Source organism: Clostridium sp. YIM B02500 (assembly GCF_022324665.1).
GTDB lineage: Bacteria > Bacillota > Clostridia > Clostridiales > Clostridiaceae > Clostridium > Clostridium beijerinckii.
On the sequence record NZ_JAKGTE010000057.1, the window covers coordinates 1 to 19,154 of the forward strand.

Sequence of the window (19,154 nt, forward strand, 5' to 3'; positions counted from 1 at the left end):
TTATTCTACCTCCAACCTTATAAAATAAACATATTACTTTTTGAAGTTTACACGAAAGTCTTGACAGACTCGAAATTAAACAATAGAATGTATGATAAGTTAAATTCTTAGCACTCATACATTCTATTTTCTTCATCAATATTTAATTGAAAACTTTTTTTCACCATCTAATACTGGAAGTATATTTAAATCTATATCGGAAACTTTAGCAAATCCATTTCCTTTTTTTATTTCGGACACGAAAGATAAGACATTAGTTTCTAGTCCTTGAAACTCAATTTCTACATTTCCGTTCATAAGATTCCTACACCAACCAGTTAAATTTAGTTTGCAAGCTGTGAGCTGAATAAAATATCTAAAACCAACACCTTGTACTCTTCCTTGTACTATTGCTGAATATCTAATCATGTGTTTATCCTCCAATTCCTTTATAAATCGATACTTTTGATAAAATATGTTTTTCTCATATTAGGCCTATTAGGTCAATTTGCTGATGAGCAGAGAAACCAAATCTATGATTTGGTGTGAATTATTTAAGCAGACATTCAAATCTGTGATTTGATGATGGCCGCTTACTCTGTGAATACTCAGTGAGCGCATGCGAGTCGAGCTTCCAATGATGTAAAATAGGATGGCAAATATACTTGTTATTATTTGATTGTTCCTAGCTATAGTGATTCATATAACCTAACATATATTTCATTCTTTGTTTTTTTATTATATCATAATATATCTAAAAATTAGATGATAATCACAAAAGTATTTATAATTTTCAGAATCTTTAGTATAATGTATATGTATTAGGGAATAATATGAATTAATTACACTATATGGAGGTCTTCGTATGATTGAAAGAAGCGTAGTATTAGTTAAACCAGATGGAGTAGAAAGAAATATAATAGGAAATATTTTAAGTTGTTATGAAGATAATGGTTTAAAAATAGTAGCCCTAAAGCTTATGAGAGCTACAAGAGAAATTGCTGAAAAGCATTATAGTCAACATAAAGGAAAAGACTTTTATGAGGAACTTATAACGTTTATAACAAGGAGCCCGCTATGTGCATTAATATTGCAAGGTGAAGATGCTGTAGCAAGAATAAGAAAGATTAATGGAGCAACTAGTCCAACAGATGCAGAAGAAGGAACAATAAGACATAGATATGCTAGAAGTAAGACAGAAAATTGTGTTCATGCATCAGACACTGTAGAAAGTGCTAAAGAAGAAATTGCTTTATGGTTTCCAGAAATATAAAATACGGACTTTAAATCAATGAATAATTGAATATTAGATTTAAAAAGGCCTACTTAGAATAACAATTAGTATTTAAAGTAGGTCTTTTTGTGTGTGGAGAATATAGATAAAACAACTATAATCTATACTCTTATGCGTATACCTCACCGAAATGAATAATATACTTTTGTTCCAGTTTTTAGGTAATTTTGATGGGTAATTCTAAGGCTATAAAGTTGCACCCAAAGTGCTAGCCTCAAAGAACAAGCTTTGAACTAGCACATTTGGAACAGATGGAATTGTTATTTTTTTGAATGTGACTAGTATAAAAATATGGTATAATAAAATAGAATAGCAATGTTAAGTCTGCAAGGGAGGTAATTAATGAAGTTAAGGAAAGCGAGTATTATAGGGGGAATAATTTTAGTTTGTCTCATCATAATAATAGTCATAATACTGTATAATCTGATTGGTCCAGGTGCAAAAGATATTAGGGCATCTAAGGATTTTATGGCTAGGTTATATTCAATTAATGCAATAAATACTGAACAAAATTTAGAATCTATAAAATATGAAAGAAGAAGGACGCTAAATAGTCAGAATGAATTAGTTCATAGAAGTATAGTAACTCAAGGTTTTGGTATAGATTTAGATAAAGATAATAATGTAATAGGTTTTGCAAAAAAAGAAATTCCAGCAAATGCAACAAAAGTTAATTTACAAGATGCTAGAACTTTAGCAGAAGGGTACTTAAAGAACATATATGATGGAGATGTAGTCTTAAAGACAATTAATAGCAATGAGGATGCTAAAAAGCTGCCATATTACTCATTCATATATACAAAGCAAAAGAACGGATATCCGTTTTATTTCGATGAAATAAAATTAAATATTGATAAAGAAAGTGGATTTCTAGATGGGTATTCCAACTCTACAATGCAAAGGGAATGTAAAGATCCTGTAATAAATATTTCTAGTGAAGAAGCAAAAAAAATATCTGTGGATTCTTTTGAAAAATACAATAAAGAAACTGTAGTTAAAGATGAAACTGATTTAGTTTATGCAGATAATAGAATGGAAAAAGAAAAAAATCCAATATATGAAGTCTGTTACATTGTAACTATAGATGGTAAAAATGATAAGGGTGCAAATATTAGTTGGAAGTTTTTTATTAGCGCTGAGAGCGGTGATGTTTTAAATATATTAAAAGATGGCGCTGAAAAAGAAGTCATTACAAATAAATAAAAAGATAGAGGATTAATCTGATATTTGATTATCCTCTATCTTTTTTCATTTTATAGAAATTTAAAATTTAGCAAATTCATAATATACTTGAGCTATTTAATTATTTGTTGGTGGATGCTGATTGTTACTACCAGGTCCGTAAGAATTATGTGTAGTATTCTTGTTACCACCAGTGCTAGCATTATTAGAATTTGAATTATTATTCTCATTATTATTTTCAGTTTTCTGCGAAGGTTCCGTACTACCAACGACAGGTGGAGCTAGTGTGTCATTATTAGTTACAGGAGGAGTCTCGGAATCTGCTGGGGTATTACCTGAATTTGAATTATTATCTGCAGGGTTTAAATTAGCTGAAGATCCGTTATTAAAATTATATCGATTAGTACCAGAGTGTATTGTGCAATTTGAAGTTGGTTGTGTTCCATCGATGAATAATTCTTCATAAACCCTGCTTCCTCTGAGGTCAAAATTACAGAAAAGAGTTGAAAGTTCACCAGAATCCTTACAAACACTAGCTTTTACTATTCCGCTAGGCTCTTCTATATCTTTTACCTCTAACTTTGCATGAGCTTTAGCCATTAATTTTCCCCAAACAACAGCGCACCCACTTGAACTACCATGGAGTTCTTTAGGATTATCATATCCAATCCAAACAGAAGCTGATAAGTAAGGTGAAAGTCCTGCAAACCATAAATCTGTGGAATTAGAAGTAGTACCAGTTTTACCAGCAACAGGCATATTGCCCCACTTTGCACCAGTAGCATTGTATTCATTTACTGGTCCTTTTAACATATCATATAGAATATATGCAGCTTGTGGTGAAAAAACTTTTGCTTGTTTTGGCGAAGTATTATCAAGTAAAACTTTACCTGTAGAATCAACTACTTTTGTATATAGCATAGGATCTGTATATATACCGTTGTTACCAAAGCTACCATATGCAGCAGCTAAGATAGATGTATTACCACCGTCTCTATCACTTGGAGAGTTATTGAATTGTCCTAAAGCAACAGCTGCCATTGATGACTTAGAAGCAGCGTTATACTTTAGACCAAGTTTTTCGCCGTATTCAATACCAGTTTTCATACCGATTTTATCTTCTGTTAAAACTGCACCAGTATTCTTTGAATGCGTAAGAGCATCTCTTGAGGTCATAAGTCCTGAATATTCATTAGGAGAATTTAGAGGATTATAAGGACCATCTTTTGCTGGAGAATACTTCTTTCCGATTTCAGGAGGTATTGGTGCATCATTTATAGGGGTTGCAGCAGTTATAATTTTTTGATCTATACCAGGACCATATACCGTTAATGGTTTTGTAGACGATCCGATAGGACGCAAATCATTATAGGCTCTATTTATTGATTGCGGACCTTGTTTACCACGTCCCCCAACCATTGCAAGAACATGACCATTTCTGTAATCCATTATTGTTGCGGACGCTTGTAATAAAGGAACGCCATCTTTATCGTAGCTTTCCTTGTTATTAATTCCTAAGTTTTTATAATTATCTAAAGTAGATTGGGTAAAATCTTGAAGCTCTTTATCCATGGTTGTATAGATTTTAAGACCACCATTAACCATTAATTTAGATACTTCTTCATCTGAATATTTATATTTTTCCTTTAGGTCTTCTTTTACCTGAGACACAGCAGGATATACAAACCATTCATAGTTTAATCTATAGTCCTTTTTAATTGATTTAAATACTAGACCACCATTTTTAACATCGTTAGCGGCCTTATCATATTGAGCGTCATCAATATATTGAAGCTTGTGCATCTGACTTAAAACAGTAAGTGTTCTATTAATATAAGGACTTGGATCCTTTTGATTGTTATAAGCGCTATATGAACTTGGAGCTTGAGTAATTCCGGCTAGATATGCACATTCAATCAAAGATAAATCGGGTGTGCTTTTACCAAAATATAATAAAGATGCAGCCTCTACTCCATACACATGACCACCTAGGGGGATTGTGTTCAAATAAGCTGTTAAAATTTGATCCTTCGTTAATGCTTTTTCTAAATTAATAGCTAAATAGGCTTCCTTTATCTTTCTTTCAAGAGAAACATCATTAGTTAAAATTGTGTTTTTAAGTAATTGTTGAGTTAGTGTAGATGCTCCATGTAGTCCTTTTTGTCCAGTAACAAATCTCTTTGCATCTAAAAAAGCTGCACCTACAATTCTCTGAAGGTCTATTCCATTATGTTGGTAGAATCTTTCATCCTCGATGGATACAAAAGCATTTTTTAAGTTAGATGGTATTTTGCTTGAATCTATAACGTAACGCTCCTCATCAGTCTGCATATTATCCATAAAGTCCCCAGCACTATCATATATACTGGAAGGTTGGTTTAAAGTTAATACAGCATCGACATTTAGAGGAGGCGTAGTTTTTATAATAGCAAAAGCATAACCTGCACATACTACTAACATTGCAAGAAAACAAAATATAAAACCAAAACATATGCCCTTAAAAATTTTTTTTGATTTCTTTTTCTTCTTTTTAGATGGCTTTTTTTTTCGTGGGGCATTGTTTGGTTTTTTCACGTTATCATTAATTGCCATTTTATCCTCCTAAAATTACAAGGTATATAATTTAATAATATTCTATATCATTATAGCATAATTATAGTATGATTAAATAAATAACTCAATAATAAAGGTGTTGACAATGCAATATTATACAAGACGAAAAACGCATAAATACATATCATTTATAGTACTTATTATAGTTATTATTGTCATTTTAAACATAACCGTAGTGTTTTTTGATCAAAGGGTCATGCCCTCTGTGACAGAAATAGCGACAATAATGGCAAAGTCCCAAACATTAGATATAATAAATAAAAAAAGTGTAGATATTTTATCAAAAGATTTTAAGTATGATGAGATGGTAAAAATTGAAAAAGACAACCAAGGCAATATAATTTTAATTCAAGCGGATACTGGAAAATTGAATTATATAGCAGCTGAATTGTCTACAGAATGTAATAAAGAATTAAGTGATATGAAGAACACTGCAATAAAAGTTCCTTTAGGCTGGATGAGTGATAAAAGTGCCTTTTATAATGTTGGCCCTAAGATAAGTGTTGAGATAGAGCCTATAGGAAATATAAGTACAAGTTATGAATCTAAATTTGAAAGTGCTGGAATTAATCAAACTAGGCATAAGATATACTTAAATGTTACAGCTAAAATTAGGCTTAGGCTTCCACTAAGAAATCAAGACGCTGAGGTGAGCACACAAGTTCCGGTTTCAGACACAATCATAGTTGGAAAAATACCAAATACAACTCTTGGATTTCCTACAAATGATCAGAGCAAGAGTGGGGATACAAATTAAAGGTATAGATAAACATTATATAACCCAGACTTATGCTATAGCTTACCGAAATTATAAATGTTTTGATTCCGAAAAACTATGAAAATATCGCTGAATGTTCTAAGTAGCAGGTTGTATCCACTTTAGCATGCAATTTGTGATCTTAGAATCATCCATCATAATTTCCTTAGAAACTGGAACAACAGCATAATTCTTATTTCGGCAGCTATATGCATAAAGTCAGGTCTTAATTTGGATATCCACAGAAAAAAGGTTATAAGAATTCGCCTTATAACCTTTTTTCTATATTTGATTGAACAGCTTTATATATTTATTTTTATTCCCAATTAAATACGTAAGGAACATTTCTATAATAATCACCATAGTTTAATCCGTATCCAACTACAAATACATCGTCAATTTCAAAACAGCAGTAATCAGGTTGTATATGTACTTTTCTACGAGAAGGTTTATCAAGAAGAACACAAGTCTTTACAGAAGCTGGGTTCAAACCTTTTATGTAATTATAAACGAAATCCATTGTAATTCCAGTATCAACTATATCATCAACTATAAGAACGTCCCATCCTTCAATATTATCAGAGATATCATTAACTACTTTAACAGACCCAGAAGATGTTTCGCTATGTCCGTAGCTTGATGTAGTCATAAATCCTATTTTAGCATCTAAATCTATAGCTCTAGCTAAATCAGCAGCATAGATAAAACTTCCACGAAGTAAAGATAAAATGTAAAGTTTTTTACCTTTATAATCTTCAGCAATAGTTTTCCCTAATTCCTTTATTCTTGTATTAATTTGTTCTTCAGAAAAAAGAATGTTACGTTTCTTATCTTCCATGTTTAAAAAACTCCTTTTATATTTATTTTTCAAATGTACACATTTCCTTAAAAATACACAGCTTATTATTAGCATATAAGTTCTAAAATAATATAATTCATTCTATTTGGTTTACAATAACTGATAGTTTGAATTTATTTTTGATGAATTTAATGTTTTAGAATACATAATATATATGTTGCAATTCACAATGCACATTTCACAATTCACAATTACGGCTAAAATTCTTGCAATATTTTTAGAATTATGATGAAGAATTATTTTTGCAATATATATATGATTACAGATAAAACATTCATAGGTGTTTATAAATTGTGCATATTTTTCAAGTTATGTGATAATTTACTCTAAATTTATAAAATGTATATTGTCAAGTGTAGATTATTAAAGTTATAATTAATGAATTAATAGTATAAAATTATATGAAAGTTGTCAAGATAGGGATATGAGGAAAATAGCGAGTTAAAGATGTAATGAAAAGTTCTTATGTGCAACATACAGGCTCTTTTCTAATATGTATATTTTGCGTCAGGAAAGTAGGAAGGTTTAACGCATAGAGAACTATCAAGGTAAACCTAACGATGCAGTATGACACGAGATAGATAAACATACTGTTTTGTTATTTTCTTAAATATCCCTTGGCTAATGTGAGGTGTTTATATGATATATGGAAATATTGAAGGGATTAGAAAATCTTTAATAGAAGAGTTAGAGAATATTTATTCTATAAGAAATTTAAAGGATGAAATATGTAATGAAGAAATTTTAAATATTATTTCTAGAGTTTCTAGTTTTATTGAAAGAGAAATCAGTGTAGCTATAAATAGAAAAGGTAATGTTACATCTGTTGCAATTGGAGATTCTACATCTGTTGAGGTTCCAATAATAGATATAGATGAAAAGAGATTATCAGGTGTTAGAGTTATACATACTCATCCAAATGGTTACTGTAATCTTTCAGCGCTAGATTTAACAGCTCTATTAAAATTAAAGCTAGATGCAATTATATCAGTGGCTATAACAGATGGTAATATAATAGATTTTTCTTTGGGAATGCTTAGTTTATATAACAATAAATTAGAAACAGAAGAAAAAAGTAATCTTTCTTTAAATGAAATTATGTCTATAAATATTTTAGATAGGATAAGATTTATAGAAAATTTAATTAAGAATAATGATGTCATAGAGGAAACAGAAGAAAAAGCAATATTAGTTGGTTCTGATACAAAAGAAAGCCTAGAGGAATTAGCAGAGCTTACAGAAGCCTGCAACATACCTGTTTTAAAAACTGTATTTCAAAGCAGAAGTAAAATTGATGCAGCATACTTTATTGGAAGAGGTAAAGTATTGGAAATCGCCTCTATGAGACAGGTAGAAAGAGCTAATGTAATAATATTTGATGATGAGCTTTCAGGATCTCAAGTTAGAAATTTAGAAGCTGCATTAGGAGCTAAAGTAATAGATAGAACAACATTAATATTAGAAATATTTGCAACAAGGGCTAAAACTAAAGAATCAAAAATTCAAGTAGAGCTAGCTCAGTTGAAATATAGATTAGGTAGATTACAGGGACTCGGAACTATATTATCTAGAACAGGTGGTGGTATAGGAACTAGAGGGCCTGGAGAAAAGAAGCTTGAAACAGATAGAAGACATATAATGGAAACAATATATGATTTAAAAGATGAGCTTAAGAAAATAAAAAGAACTAGAGAAGTACAAAGAGAAAAGAGAAGAAAAGAAAATATTCCTAAAGTATCTTTAGTTGGATATACTAATGCAGGAAAATCAACTTTAAGAAATACACTTTGTGATTTGGCAGCAAAAAATGAAAATAAAACTAAGGAAAAAGTATTTGAAGCAAATATGCTTTTTGCAACATTAGATACTACAACAAGAGCTGTAACTCTAAGTAAAAAAGGAGTAATAACTCTTACAGACACAGTTGGTTTTGTAAGAAAATTACCACATGATTTGGTTGAAGCATTTAAGTCAACTTTAGAAGAAGTTATATTTTCAGATCTTCTATGCCATGTAATAGATGTATCTTCAGATAGTGCAATAGATCAATATAATGCTGTAAATGAAGTTTTAAGTGAGCTTGGGGCTATAGATAAAGAAACAATATTAGTTTTAAATAAAATAGATAAAGCTACTGAAGAACAAAAAGCACGAATTAAAGAATTTGCAGTAGGGAATTTTGACGTAATAGAAATTTCAGCTAAAGAAAGAATAAACCTAGATAAATTATTAAGCTTAATTGAAGAAAAGTTGCCATATAACTATAGAAAAGTAGAGTATTTAATACCTTATGAGAAAGGTGATATCCAATCTTTCTTACATAGAAATGCTAGAATACTTGAAGAAGAATATAAGGATAACGGAACATATATGGTAGCAGAAGTAGATGATGAAGTTTTTAATAAAACTCAGGAATACGCTAAGGCATAAGGTTAACTGATTAAATATAATAATAAATATAGTCTTTCTGTAATATACTTAAAATAAGTATTGTTATAGGAGACTATATTTTATGGAAACAAGTGGACCATTGAACCCAACAGATCCGAGAAGTGCAAGATCCCTAAGAACTGCGCAAAGAGTATTGAATCAGGGAAGTACAGGTGCTAATGCGACTGAGGCCGCTGGTAACGCAGATAATGGTAATGTATCAGCGGATTTAAATAATGAATTAAAAGATATGCAGAATCAAGTTTTAGAACAGTTATCAAATATGAGTACAGCAATAGCACAAATAAGTACAGCTCAAACTAATGTTGCTTCAATTAGAATCGAGCAGATAAGTTTAACTTATTTTACTAGAGAGGTACGTCCTTTACTAGATGCATTGTACTTTATCTCTATATCATCTTTAAACATAGCAGGAGTTGCACAGGTAATACAAAGTAATACTTTTGGTGAGAGAAAAGAACTAAGGGAATCATTGGAGTTAGTTTATGAAATGAATCACGAACTTAATCAGATATTAGAGTCATTAAGCAGACGCATGAAGATTTACATACATCAGATAAAGAAAATGGATAAAGATTGTCCGCCATTTGTGAATAGAACAGAAGATTCTTAGATATTATATTTAAGAATCTTTTTTTATTCTTTAGGAATTTATATTCCAATAAAATCTGTGGATAATTTAAAAAAGGTTGATTGACTAGTTTTTGTATTTTAAAAAGAATAAAAAAGAAATCTTATTCGCCTGCATAAAATGTTCTTATATGCAGCAGAGCTGCTATTTCTGATGTGCAGATTTTTCTCACATGCGTTCGAAAAGGCAGATGCGTGAAAAAATATCCGGCTCCACAGTCGCCTGCGATTTTGTTCTTCGAATATTATAGATTTGAATAGTACTGTAAAGTAGTACCTTTAAATAAATATTTCTTTACGTTATAATGTTAGTAAGTTTGTTATAAAGTAAAACTTTGATTGAGATGTGATTAGGCTTTATCTAAATTTTAATTGGACTTATGCCTTAAAGGGCAGGAAATTCAGAAGCATGCAACCGTTATTTTTTAGTTAAAATGAATAAATGCCTTAGGTGATATCCATCTGATAAACAAAGTGAACAATGTCTTGGTAAAAGAAGGTGAAATTAAGTGTCAAAATCCATATTAGAATATCAGAAATCCTCTGAAAAGTTAATAAATGTATTGAAGACCAATAAAAAAGTGTTAGCTATATTTGCATTTGGAAGCATAATTAGCGGTGATCTTTGGGAGGAATCTGACATAGATTTATTCATTGTATATAAGGATATATTTGATAATGTTAGAGACATATATTCTGAAATACTAGGGGTACCGGTACATATAAAGGTCCTAAATAAAGAAAGCTTTTTGGAACTATACGAAAGTAATGGAAATAAAGGAGTTATAAGGAACTTGCTAATATCTTCTAAAATAATATTTTCAAGAGATGATGAAATTGAGAGCATTTTTAATAAAGCCAAATATAGTTTAGATAAATATAGAGAAACTTGGAACTTGGTGTATTTAGGCAATGTCATAAAAGATATTAGAGTAACTAAAAAGTATTTGCAAAACAATAGTGTCTTTACATCTTATGAAGTTTTAATTAGAGCTCTAGATAGTTTCGCTAAGTTATATTTAAATTTAAATGGATACACTGTAAGTAAGGACGCAGTAAAAATGGCTATAAACTTAAATAATAAATTTAATGTTATAGTTGATAATTTGTTTAATGATAAATGCGCAAAGGAAAATATACAAAACGCTGTAGATTATATTGAGAATTTTCTAGATGAAAATATAAATGAGGCAGCTAAGTCTTTATTAGATTATTTATATGAAAAAAATGCATTTTTAAGCTCCTTTGAGATAAAAAATAGTGATGAGTTCAAAGAATTTAATATAAAAATAGAAGATATACTAAAGGAATTATACAAGAGAAAATTAATAATGAAAGATACTAAAAATTTGGATTTGCCTTCTAATGAAAAATTAGTCAGAGAGAATGTGTATTCATACAAGAGTTATGAGGCACAATCAAAAAAATAGTCTTACAATCAATTAAAGGAGAGTTTTATGGATATTTATAAAGATTTTGCGTTTAAAGATAATGATATCCCTAAGTATATTCAAGTAGCCAATTATATAAAGAGTTTAATTGATAAAAGAAATATAAAAGAAGGAGACAAACTTCCAACAATACGAGAGCTGTCAAAAAAATTAGGCGTAAACAATGTCACTATAGTTAGTGCATACAATAAGCTTAAATCAGAAGGTTATGCCTATCAAAAGGTAGGAAGCGGTAGTTATGCAAAAAGAAAAGAAGTTGCTTCAAATTTTAGAAAAGAATATTCAAATACATTAAAAAAGATATCCATGGGAGATTTAACTAATGTAATAGATTTTACTGGGGAGACTACAGGGGAAGTGTTATTCCCTATTGATGATTTAAAAGGAATTATAAATGAAGTTTTAGAAAGAGATGGAGCAAATGCATTACTTTCAGACAACAGAAATGGATATACTAATCTTATTTATACTATAAATAAAGTATTTTGGAATAATAAATTAAACAATGAAGACATAATAATTATATCAGGTGCTCAACAAGGAATTGATATTGCATCTAAAGGAATATTAAATATAAATGATAATATAATAGTTGAAAAGCCAACATATGTAGGAGCATTATCAGTATTTAAATGGAGAAAAGTTAATTTGTTTGAAGTGCCAATTGATGAAGATGGAATAAACTTAAATAAATTTGAAAAGATATTACAGAAAAACGAAATAAAGTGTTTTTATACAATGAGTTATTTTCAAAATCCAACAGGAGTAAGTTATAGTATAGAAAAGAAGAAGAGAATTTTAGACCTTGCAGAAATTTATGATTTTTACATAATTGAAGATGATTATTTATCGGAACTTATATATGAAAATTCATTAGAATATGTGCCGTTTAAATGGCTTGATAAAAATGATAGGGTAATTTATATAAAAAGTTTTTCGAAAATATTTCTTCCAGGAATAAGATTAGGATACTTAGTTGCACCAGAAGTATTCAGTGAAACTCTTCAAAATTCAAAGCACAATACAGATATAACTACTTCAAGTTTAATGCAGAGAGCTTTGGAATTATATATTTCGAGCAATAAGTGGAAAAAGAATATTAAAAATCTAAATGATGAATATATAAAAAGGTATACGCATTTAAAAACAATTCTAGATAGTGAATTTAAAGATATGTTAACCTACAATGATCCAAAAGGTGGATTAAATTTTTATATAACTTTAAAAGATGAATTTAAGATTAATACTAAAGAACTTTTTATAAAACTTAAAAAGAAAAATGTATATATTACTCCAGGGGCTATGTTCTTTACATCACAAAATGATGGACAAGATTCTTTTAGGATAGCCTTTTATCAAACCGATAAAGAAAAGATTGAAAAAGGTATGAAAATACTTAAGGAAGAATTAATTTTAGCCAAAGAACATAGAAGTGACCAGTTAAATTAATTAGTGAGAGATTTTATCGGATGTCTAGTAGCTGTAACATTCCCATATTCTATTAAAGTGGGAGATAACAGTGGCACGACCCTAGGTTCAACTAACCTTCAGTGGGAGATTTACCATCAAGGGGCACCTAAAAACTCCCTCTGAGGCTAAGTTTCACTTCATGTTAATATTCTTAAGAATTTTAGAATATATATTTTAAACAATATTAGAATATATATTCTGTACAATATATATTCTTCAGAATATGCAGTGAAAATGCAGCATAGGAAGTATTATAATATTCTAATTATTTAAGTATGTATAAAGTTGTTTTAAATCAATATGCGTACTATATATTCTGATTTTAGATTGAAAAGGAGCTAGATTGATATGTCGTACATTACAGTAAAAGACTTTGGGGAAGATAGATTTGAAGAAAAGAAGTCAGAGTTTATTGGTTATGCAAAAAGGGTAGAAAATGAAGAGGAAGCTAAAGCTTTTATAAATGAGATAAAGAATATGCACAAGCAGGCAAGGCATAATTGCTCAGCATATATAATCGGAAAAGACATGAATATTCAAAGGTACTCAGATGATGGCGAACCACAGGGAACAGCAGGAATACCAATTCTTGAAGTGATGAAAAAAAGTAGAGTGACAGATTGTGCAGTAGTTGTTACGAGATATTTTGGCGGAATACTTTTAGGGGCAGGTGGTTTAACTAGAGCCTATACAAAAGGTGCCAGCATCGCAATAAAATCAGCTGGAGTTGTAGAAAAAGTTGAAGGCTTAAAATTAAGTTTTGAAATGGAATATGATTTGTTTGGAAAAGTTCAATATACATGCGGTCAAAATTCTTGGCATATAGAGGATACTGAATACAGCGATAAAGTGATTGTTAATATATTAGCTGAAAAGTTAATGGCTGAAGATATAGAAAACGAGATTGTAGAAGTTACTAACGGAAAAGTAATAGTTAGAAAAAGTGAAGAGGACATATATTTTAAAGAGGGAACTAGATTATATTTGAAAATATAATTAGTATTTTAGAATTATGGTTCGTTGCTTATAGATATCCAACTTTAAAACTAGACTTATGTGGTAACTTGCCGAAATCATAAATATTTTGATTCCGAAAAGCTATGAAAATATCGCTGAAGGTTCTAAGCAGCAGGTTGTATCCACTTTAGCATGCTCCAACTTTCCTAGGGAAGCTCGACTCATTACATTTGCTGAGGAAGTTCGAGAACCCAAAATAAAATTTTGGACTCTCACTTCACAAGCTAAAATGGAACAACCTACAGCTAAGAACCTTTAACAGCTCATTTTCAAATGTTTTCTTCACAAATATATTTATGATTTCTAGCTAAAGATAATCATTTATATACAGTAAATCTGGAAATATGTTCACAGAATAAGTCTAATTAATAATTGGAATGTCTATAGTTACTTATTTAAATCTCAGCGAGGAATTTGTGAAAGTATAGGAATATAAGCTAATTATAAAATTTATTATTCATGATTAACTACTTTACTAGAGATTTTTATTTCAAAGTGAAAATATAGTTTTAGCAATAAATTTTTATAATATAGAACTTAAGTTTATATATGCTGCAATGATAAGTTTGTATTTGAATTCTAATGGACTAGGGCGAAAATTGTGTTAAAAAGCTAGAGACTTGGCTGTAATATAATTTTATATTTTAATAAAGATTATAGAGAATTATTTGGTGATAGGATAATTGTGAACTTATGTAAAATGTGGTATAATAGCTGTTGGATTTTGTATTTTAAAGAAAAAATAATTAATTAAATGAATAACTTGTAATAAGAATCGTTACAAATAGATATTATATATATTGTTAACATGAAGCTATATTTAAAACTTTAGTAAGTTAAGTGCTAAAATAAGATCAAGATGTAGGGGCTTAATTGCAATATATATTTATAAAAATAGAGATAATTATTACGAATAAAGTAAGGAGGAAAACATATGTCAGGACACTCAAAGTGGCATAACATTCAAGCAAAAAAGGGCAAGACAGATGCAAAAAGAGGTAAGATTTTTACTAAGATAGGTAAAGAAATTGTGATGGCTGTTAAAAATGGTGGAGCTAACCAGGATATAAATGCAAAATTAAGAGATGTAGTTGCAAAAGCCAAGGCAGCAAACATGCCTAATGATACTATTTCAAAAGCAATTAAAAAGGCATCTGGGGAATTATCATCAGTTAATTATGAAAATATAGTTTATGAAGGTTATGGACCTAGTGGAGTAGCTGTAATAGTTGAAACTCTTACTGATAATAAAAATAGATCTGCTGGAAATGTAAGAAGTGCATTTACAAAAGGCGGCGGAAACATGGGTACATCAGGTTGTGTATCATTTATGTTCCAAGAAAAAGGCGAAATTGTCATTGAAAAAGAAGATAAAGATGAAGATGAATTAATGATGATTGCTTTAGATGCTGGTGCAGAAGATTTCGCATCAGAAGAAGAAGTATTTGTAGTAACAACTGCACCTGAAGAGTTCGGAACAGTTAGAGAAGCATTAGAAGCACAAGGTATTGAATTCTTAGAAGCTTCAGTTAAGATGATTCCAGATACATACACAGCGATAGATGAAGCAGATGCTAAGAAGTTCCAAAAGATGTTAGACCTACTTGATGACGATGATGACGTTCAAGAAGTCTACCACAACGCTGAATTCCCTGAAGGATGGGATGAATAGTCTTTGGAACTGTTGGAATAACTAATATCAAGAAGTTTTTGAAAAATTGTAAAGGCTAATATTAATTACGATATACATTAAATTTTTAAAAATAGATTGATGTATGTTATATTTTATAAACCATTTTCTGTCTAAACTGATAGAAGGTGGTTTTTTTGTTGTTAAAAGATTTATTAGAAGAATTTATTTTAGAATTGCAAATATAAAATTACAGTCTAAGAACTATGAAAAGTTATAGAAATAATAATTTATTAATGTTTACTTTTTAGGCAGTTGACAAATATAAAGAGATTACATATAGAGGTTTCTGTGTAAATGATGTTTGCAACGTTGCGTGGTTGGTATATACGTCGAGGCTCTAAAGGGAGTATGTTGTAATTTCTTCAACAATTTTTTAGAAGTTGCTGGAGAATTAAGTTTAACTCAGATAAATAGTACATAGTTAATTAGATCTAAAGTTACGCCTAACTTAAAAATTATTCAGTAAATCAGCCTTTGGTAAGAAAATAAAAAATGACTTATCGTGGTGTAATAAGTCATTTGAAAATAGTACTGAATTTGGACAATATTAAATTATAGTCGCAGTAATAATTTAATAAGCTTAACAATTCTAATTATAAGAGGTAATTGTGACAATATTATGTCAAATTAATTAACTTGATATGAATTGTTTTCTTTAAGGCAGTATATGAAATGACAATTGAATAATTATAAAATAAAAAGGATAACCTATCTGTTCCAATAAGTTATCCATAAATGATTAGTGTAGCTGTAATGTATGAAAGATAATAAACCAATAAAAAATTATCTTAAATTAATAGTATAGTGAATATTTTTGTAAAATTATGTTTATTATGTAAATTGAATGTAAAAATTATTTTAAAGCTAAAAAATAGACTAAAATTCAGGAAATAATTAGAAATAGCAATCAGATAATTGAAAAAGGAAAAGGATAGCTTGGCCAATACAATAAGCTATCTATAAATGGCTATTATATTTCTTAAGTGGAAGGATATTTAACTGATAAGAATTTATCTTACAATGTTACTATATCAAACAATCATTACAAAAATATTCAATATATGTTGATTGAATATAAATATTTCCTTAAATAAAATTAAGGTTTTGAAATAGTGAATTGGTTAATATATTTATGAAAGTTGATAAGGAATTTTCAAATTGGATGATGTTGGCCGGATTTAGGAAAATCAAAATTATTTTCCCTACTATTTTATTGTGTTTTATAACAAAATTGATGATTATAATGTGATGAAGTATGGTTACAATATTGTAAAGATAATTGCGGAAGTTCTTTTGGAATATTCAAATATTAAAAAGTAAGCCATAATTGCATATTTGATTACATATACAAAGCAATTTTACCTTGATGAATTGATAGCAGCTGAAAAGAAATCAAAAAACATTTTATATAATTGTCAATATTGAGATAGGATTTGTATAGAATATTCTTTTTTTTGAAAAGGTTTCCTGAATACAGTATAATTGTATTAACTACTTATTTAAGGGGATGAATAATAATGAAGAAAAAGATTATTAGAAAAATGATTTGTATAGGATTACTAAGTTTAACTCTGCTAGGATTTACATCTATAGGGGCGAGTGCAGAATGGAAACAGGATGATGTTGAATGGTGGTATGCTAACGGGGATTCTTATGCTACTGGATGGAATCAAATAGTTGGAAAATGGTATTACTTCTATTCTGATGGTTACATGGCTAAGAATCAATACATCGGAAGTTATTATCTAGATGCAGATGGCGCATGGACTACGAATATACCAGATTATGTTAAGAAGACAGGTGTGATTGCAGATAATAGCAGAATGGTTTATTTAAGTATTAACGGTTGTGTGTATCATAGAACACCAAATTGTGGTGGTGATAAAACAAGGGAAATCACATTAAATCAAGCAAAAAGACTTGGTGCTGCGCCTCACAGCAAATGTTGGGGACTTAGTGGCCTAATGTAAAAATATAATATATAAAGAAATCTAATGAAAGAAGGTAAAAGAAATAATTAGATTACAGGAATATATAATGTTTCGGCAAGTATAATTTCACGAATAAAATCAGGTAAACGTTGGATTTTTGTGGATGTGTAGCTATTATTAAAGTAGCGTTGGTAAAATATATAGATAGGGTTTGTTTTTGGTATGGTTAATCGCTTTAGCGAGAGTTACAACAGATAATATTATTAACTTAAAATCAGCTTGTATATTAGAGATAGTTTGCTATTTACTTAATACTGCAAAAGATAGGTGGACTCTAAGGAGGCGCAATTTAATGATAATGTATGTGTTTTTTGATCTAAGCAATAATGATAAATGCTTATACATAGGTGCTATTTATAGTTATTAAGAATTAATTTGAAATTGTTGAATTATTTTGCCGCTTTTTGTATAATAAGTTATGCGGGGGAGGAAGTAAATGGAAGAAATAAACCTAAAAAATATATTAAATACATATAAAAAGTTTAGTAAAAGACAGCGTGAGATATTAGAGAAGCTTGCTAAAACAAAAGAAATTTTTACATTTGAGAATTTGCAGAAAGAACTTCAAGCTGATGAAGAAGCAAAAGAGTTATTACAAAAAATAAGATTGGTTGTAAATGGTGAATATAAAAAAGCAAGTGTACCTAAATCTCTATCTAAATCCAAACTTGTATCAAATAATAATGATAATTGTGTAAAAGAAATAGAATTGATGATGTGAAAAACTAATTGAACTCTAGAAATAGTGTTCCTTTAGGTATAATTTCCGGTGGGGTGATTGGACTTGGATCAATAATTTGGACACATTTTTATTAAATTATTATCTTTACTAAAGCTTTTTTCAAAATTGAATGAAAAGACTCAATACAGGCATTATCATAAGGACATCTTTTTCAGCTGTTAGAAATTTTCATTTATTTATATACATAGTTAATTGATATTGGAAGTGTTTTTGTTTACTTATGGATTTGTTAATTGTAAAAGAAAAGGGATAGCTTGGCTGGTACAACAAGCTATCCCTAAAGGTTATTATATTTTTTAAAATAGAAGGATAAATAATTAGTAAGAAAATATCTTACAATGTCATTATAATAAATAATTATTGCAAAAATATGTAATATATGTTAATTAAGTATAAATGATTTCTTAAATAAAATTAAGATTTGTTCTAGAGTTTGGTGAGTGATTGAAAGAAATAAAAAAAATCAGATTAAGGCCAGCATGCCGAAGTTAATAAATATAAGATATAATTACCTTTTCAGAAAAAAATAACAATATTTAAAGCAACTTCTTACTTTTTAAATTTCATTTAGATTGAAAAGCAACATATGTAAAATATTATTAACAACAATATTGAATAGTTGTAAAAATTTTGTAAATATGATATTATAAATAGAGATATTTATAGCAATTAATCTAAATACTTACATAAAAGTGTAGCAGCACCTAATAATTATTATTAATATAAAAAGAAAAATTTGAAACAAGATAGACCAATTAATGATCATTATGGTATAATTATTATGGCATATATTGGCTACATTTAATATGTTATGCAAGAAATAAAAGAAATAACAAGTATATTTTGTCATAAGGAAACTTTGATCCATATATTTTAATTGGGCACTTTATATATGGTGAGTTAGTAGTGCAACCGACCTTTATATTTTATAAAGGCCGGTTTTTATATTTTTTTAGGTTGTTGAATAAACAGAATTTGTAAAAAATAAATAAGTCATCCCTTTGTGATATAATAATTTCGCGAAA

14 protein-coding genes and 1 riboswitch are annotated in these 19,154 nt (G+C 29.1%); of the genes, 11 read left to right on the plus strand and 3 right to left on the minus strand.

The genetic code is table 11. The features are described from left to right. Window positions 1–135: 135 nt before the first annotated feature. On the minus strand, window positions 136–408 hold the full coding sequence (locus L1S46_RS25365) for an acylphosphatase (RefSeq protein ID WP_077309112.1): 273 nt from the start codon (window positions 406–408) through the stop codon (window positions 136–138). 436 nt (window positions 409–844) lie between these two features. Between L1S46_RS25365 and ndk the strand changes: the two genes are divergently transcribed. Together ndk and L1S46_RS25375 are read left to right on the plus strand one after the other, a co-directional pair. Then, the gene (gene ndk, locus L1S46_RS25370) at window positions 845–1,252 is read left to right on the plus strand and encodes a nucleoside-diphosphate kinase (protein WP_012060389.1); all 408 of its coding nucleotides are present in this window, start codon (window positions 845–847) and stop codon (window positions 1,250–1,252) included. A gap of 363 nt (window positions 1,253–1,615) precedes the next feature. After that, complete coding sequence (locus tag L1S46_RS25375) at window positions 1,616–2,476, plus strand: YcdB/YcdC domain-containing protein (RefSeq protein ID WP_238858821.1); 861 nt, start codon at window positions 1,616–1,618, stop codon at window positions 2,474–2,476. 96 nt (window positions 2,477–2,572) lie between these two features. Here L1S46_RS25375 and L1S46_RS25380 read toward each other — a convergent pair whose 3' ends face one another. Then, window positions 2,573–5,047 (minus strand): PBP1A family penicillin-binding protein, encoded by a 2,475-nt coding sequence (locus L1S46_RS25380; RefSeq protein ID WP_238901322.1) that lies wholly within the window; start codon window positions 5,045–5,047, stop codon window positions 2,573–2,575. A gap of 106 nt (window positions 5,048–5,153) precedes the next feature. Between L1S46_RS25380 and yunB the strand changes: the two genes are divergently transcribed. After that, window positions 5,154–5,825, plus strand: a complete 672-nt coding sequence (gene yunB, locus L1S46_RS25385; protein ID WP_077831760.1) for a sporulation protein YunB — start codon at window positions 5,154–5,156, stop codon at window positions 5,823–5,825. A gap of 316 nt (window positions 5,826–6,141) precedes the next feature. Here the strand turns inward: yunB and hpt are convergent, their stop codons facing one another. Beyond that, a complete protein-coding gene (gene hpt / locus L1S46_RS25390) occupies window positions 6,142–6,663 on the minus strand; it encodes a hypoxanthine phosphoribosyltransferase (protein ID WP_023973253.1) in 522 nt (173 codons plus the stop codon). A gap of 660 nt (window positions 6,664–7,323) precedes the next feature. On the opposite strand from hpt, the gene hflX reads away from it, so the two are divergent. The 8 genes from hflX (at window position 7,324) to L1S46_RS25430 (ending at window position 18,108) form a co-directional block, all read left to right on the plus strand. Next, entirely contained in the window at window positions 7,324–9,114 is a 1,791-nt protein-coding gene (hflX, locus tag L1S46_RS25395; protein ID WP_238901323.1) for a GTPase HflX, read from the plus strand. A gap of 82 nt (window positions 9,115–9,196) precedes the next feature. Continuing rightward, entirely contained in the window at window positions 9,197–9,748 is a 552-nt protein-coding gene (locus L1S46_RS25400; RefSeq protein WP_238901324.1) for a hypothetical protein, read from the plus strand. Between the two features lie 526 nt (window positions 9,749–10,274). Further along, window positions 10,275–11,195, plus strand: a complete 921-nt coding sequence (locus tag L1S46_RS25405) for a nucleotidyltransferase domain-containing protein (protein WP_023973250.1) — start codon at window positions 10,275–10,277, stop codon at window positions 11,193–11,195. Window positions 11,196–11,222: 27 nt separating this feature from the next. Next, the gene (locus L1S46_RS25410; RefSeq protein WP_238901325.1) at window positions 11,223–12,665 is read left to right on the plus strand and encodes a PLP-dependent aminotransferase family protein; all 1,443 of its coding nucleotides are present in this window, start codon (window positions 11,223–11,225) and stop codon (window positions 12,663–12,665) included. A gap of 369 nt (window positions 12,666–13,034) precedes the next feature. Next, on the plus strand, window positions 13,035–13,682 hold the full coding sequence (locus tag L1S46_RS25415) for a YigZ family protein (RefSeq protein ID WP_238901326.1): 648 nt from the start codon (window positions 13,035–13,037) through the stop codon (window positions 13,680–13,682). Between the two features lie 955 nt (window positions 13,683–14,637). Further along, window positions 14,638–15,375: a YebC/PmpR family DNA-binding transcriptional regulator gene (locus L1S46_RS25420; protein WP_012060379.1), complete on the plus strand. Its 738-nt coding sequence runs from the start codon at window positions 14,638–14,640 to the stop codon at window positions 15,373–15,375. A gap of 1,538 nt (window positions 15,376–16,913) precedes the next feature. Further along, window positions 16,914–17,366 carry a cell wall-binding protein gene (locus L1S46_RS25425; protein WP_238901327.1) on the plus strand — a complete coding sequence of 151 codons (453 nt, stop codon included), beginning with the start codon at window positions 16,914–16,916 and terminating at the stop codon, window positions 17,364–17,366. Between the two features lie 457 nt (window positions 17,367–17,823). Beyond that, the gene (locus L1S46_RS25430; protein WP_238901328.1) at window positions 17,824–18,108 is read left to right on the plus strand and encodes a hypothetical protein; all 285 of its coding nucleotides are present in this window, start codon (window positions 17,824–17,826) and stop codon (window positions 18,106–18,108) included. Between the two features lie 864 nt (window positions 18,109–18,972). Beyond that, a riboswitch (cyclic di-GMP riboswitch) is annotated at window positions 18,973–19,056 on the plus strand. The last annotated feature ends 98 nt before the right edge of the window (window positions 19,057–19,154 follow it).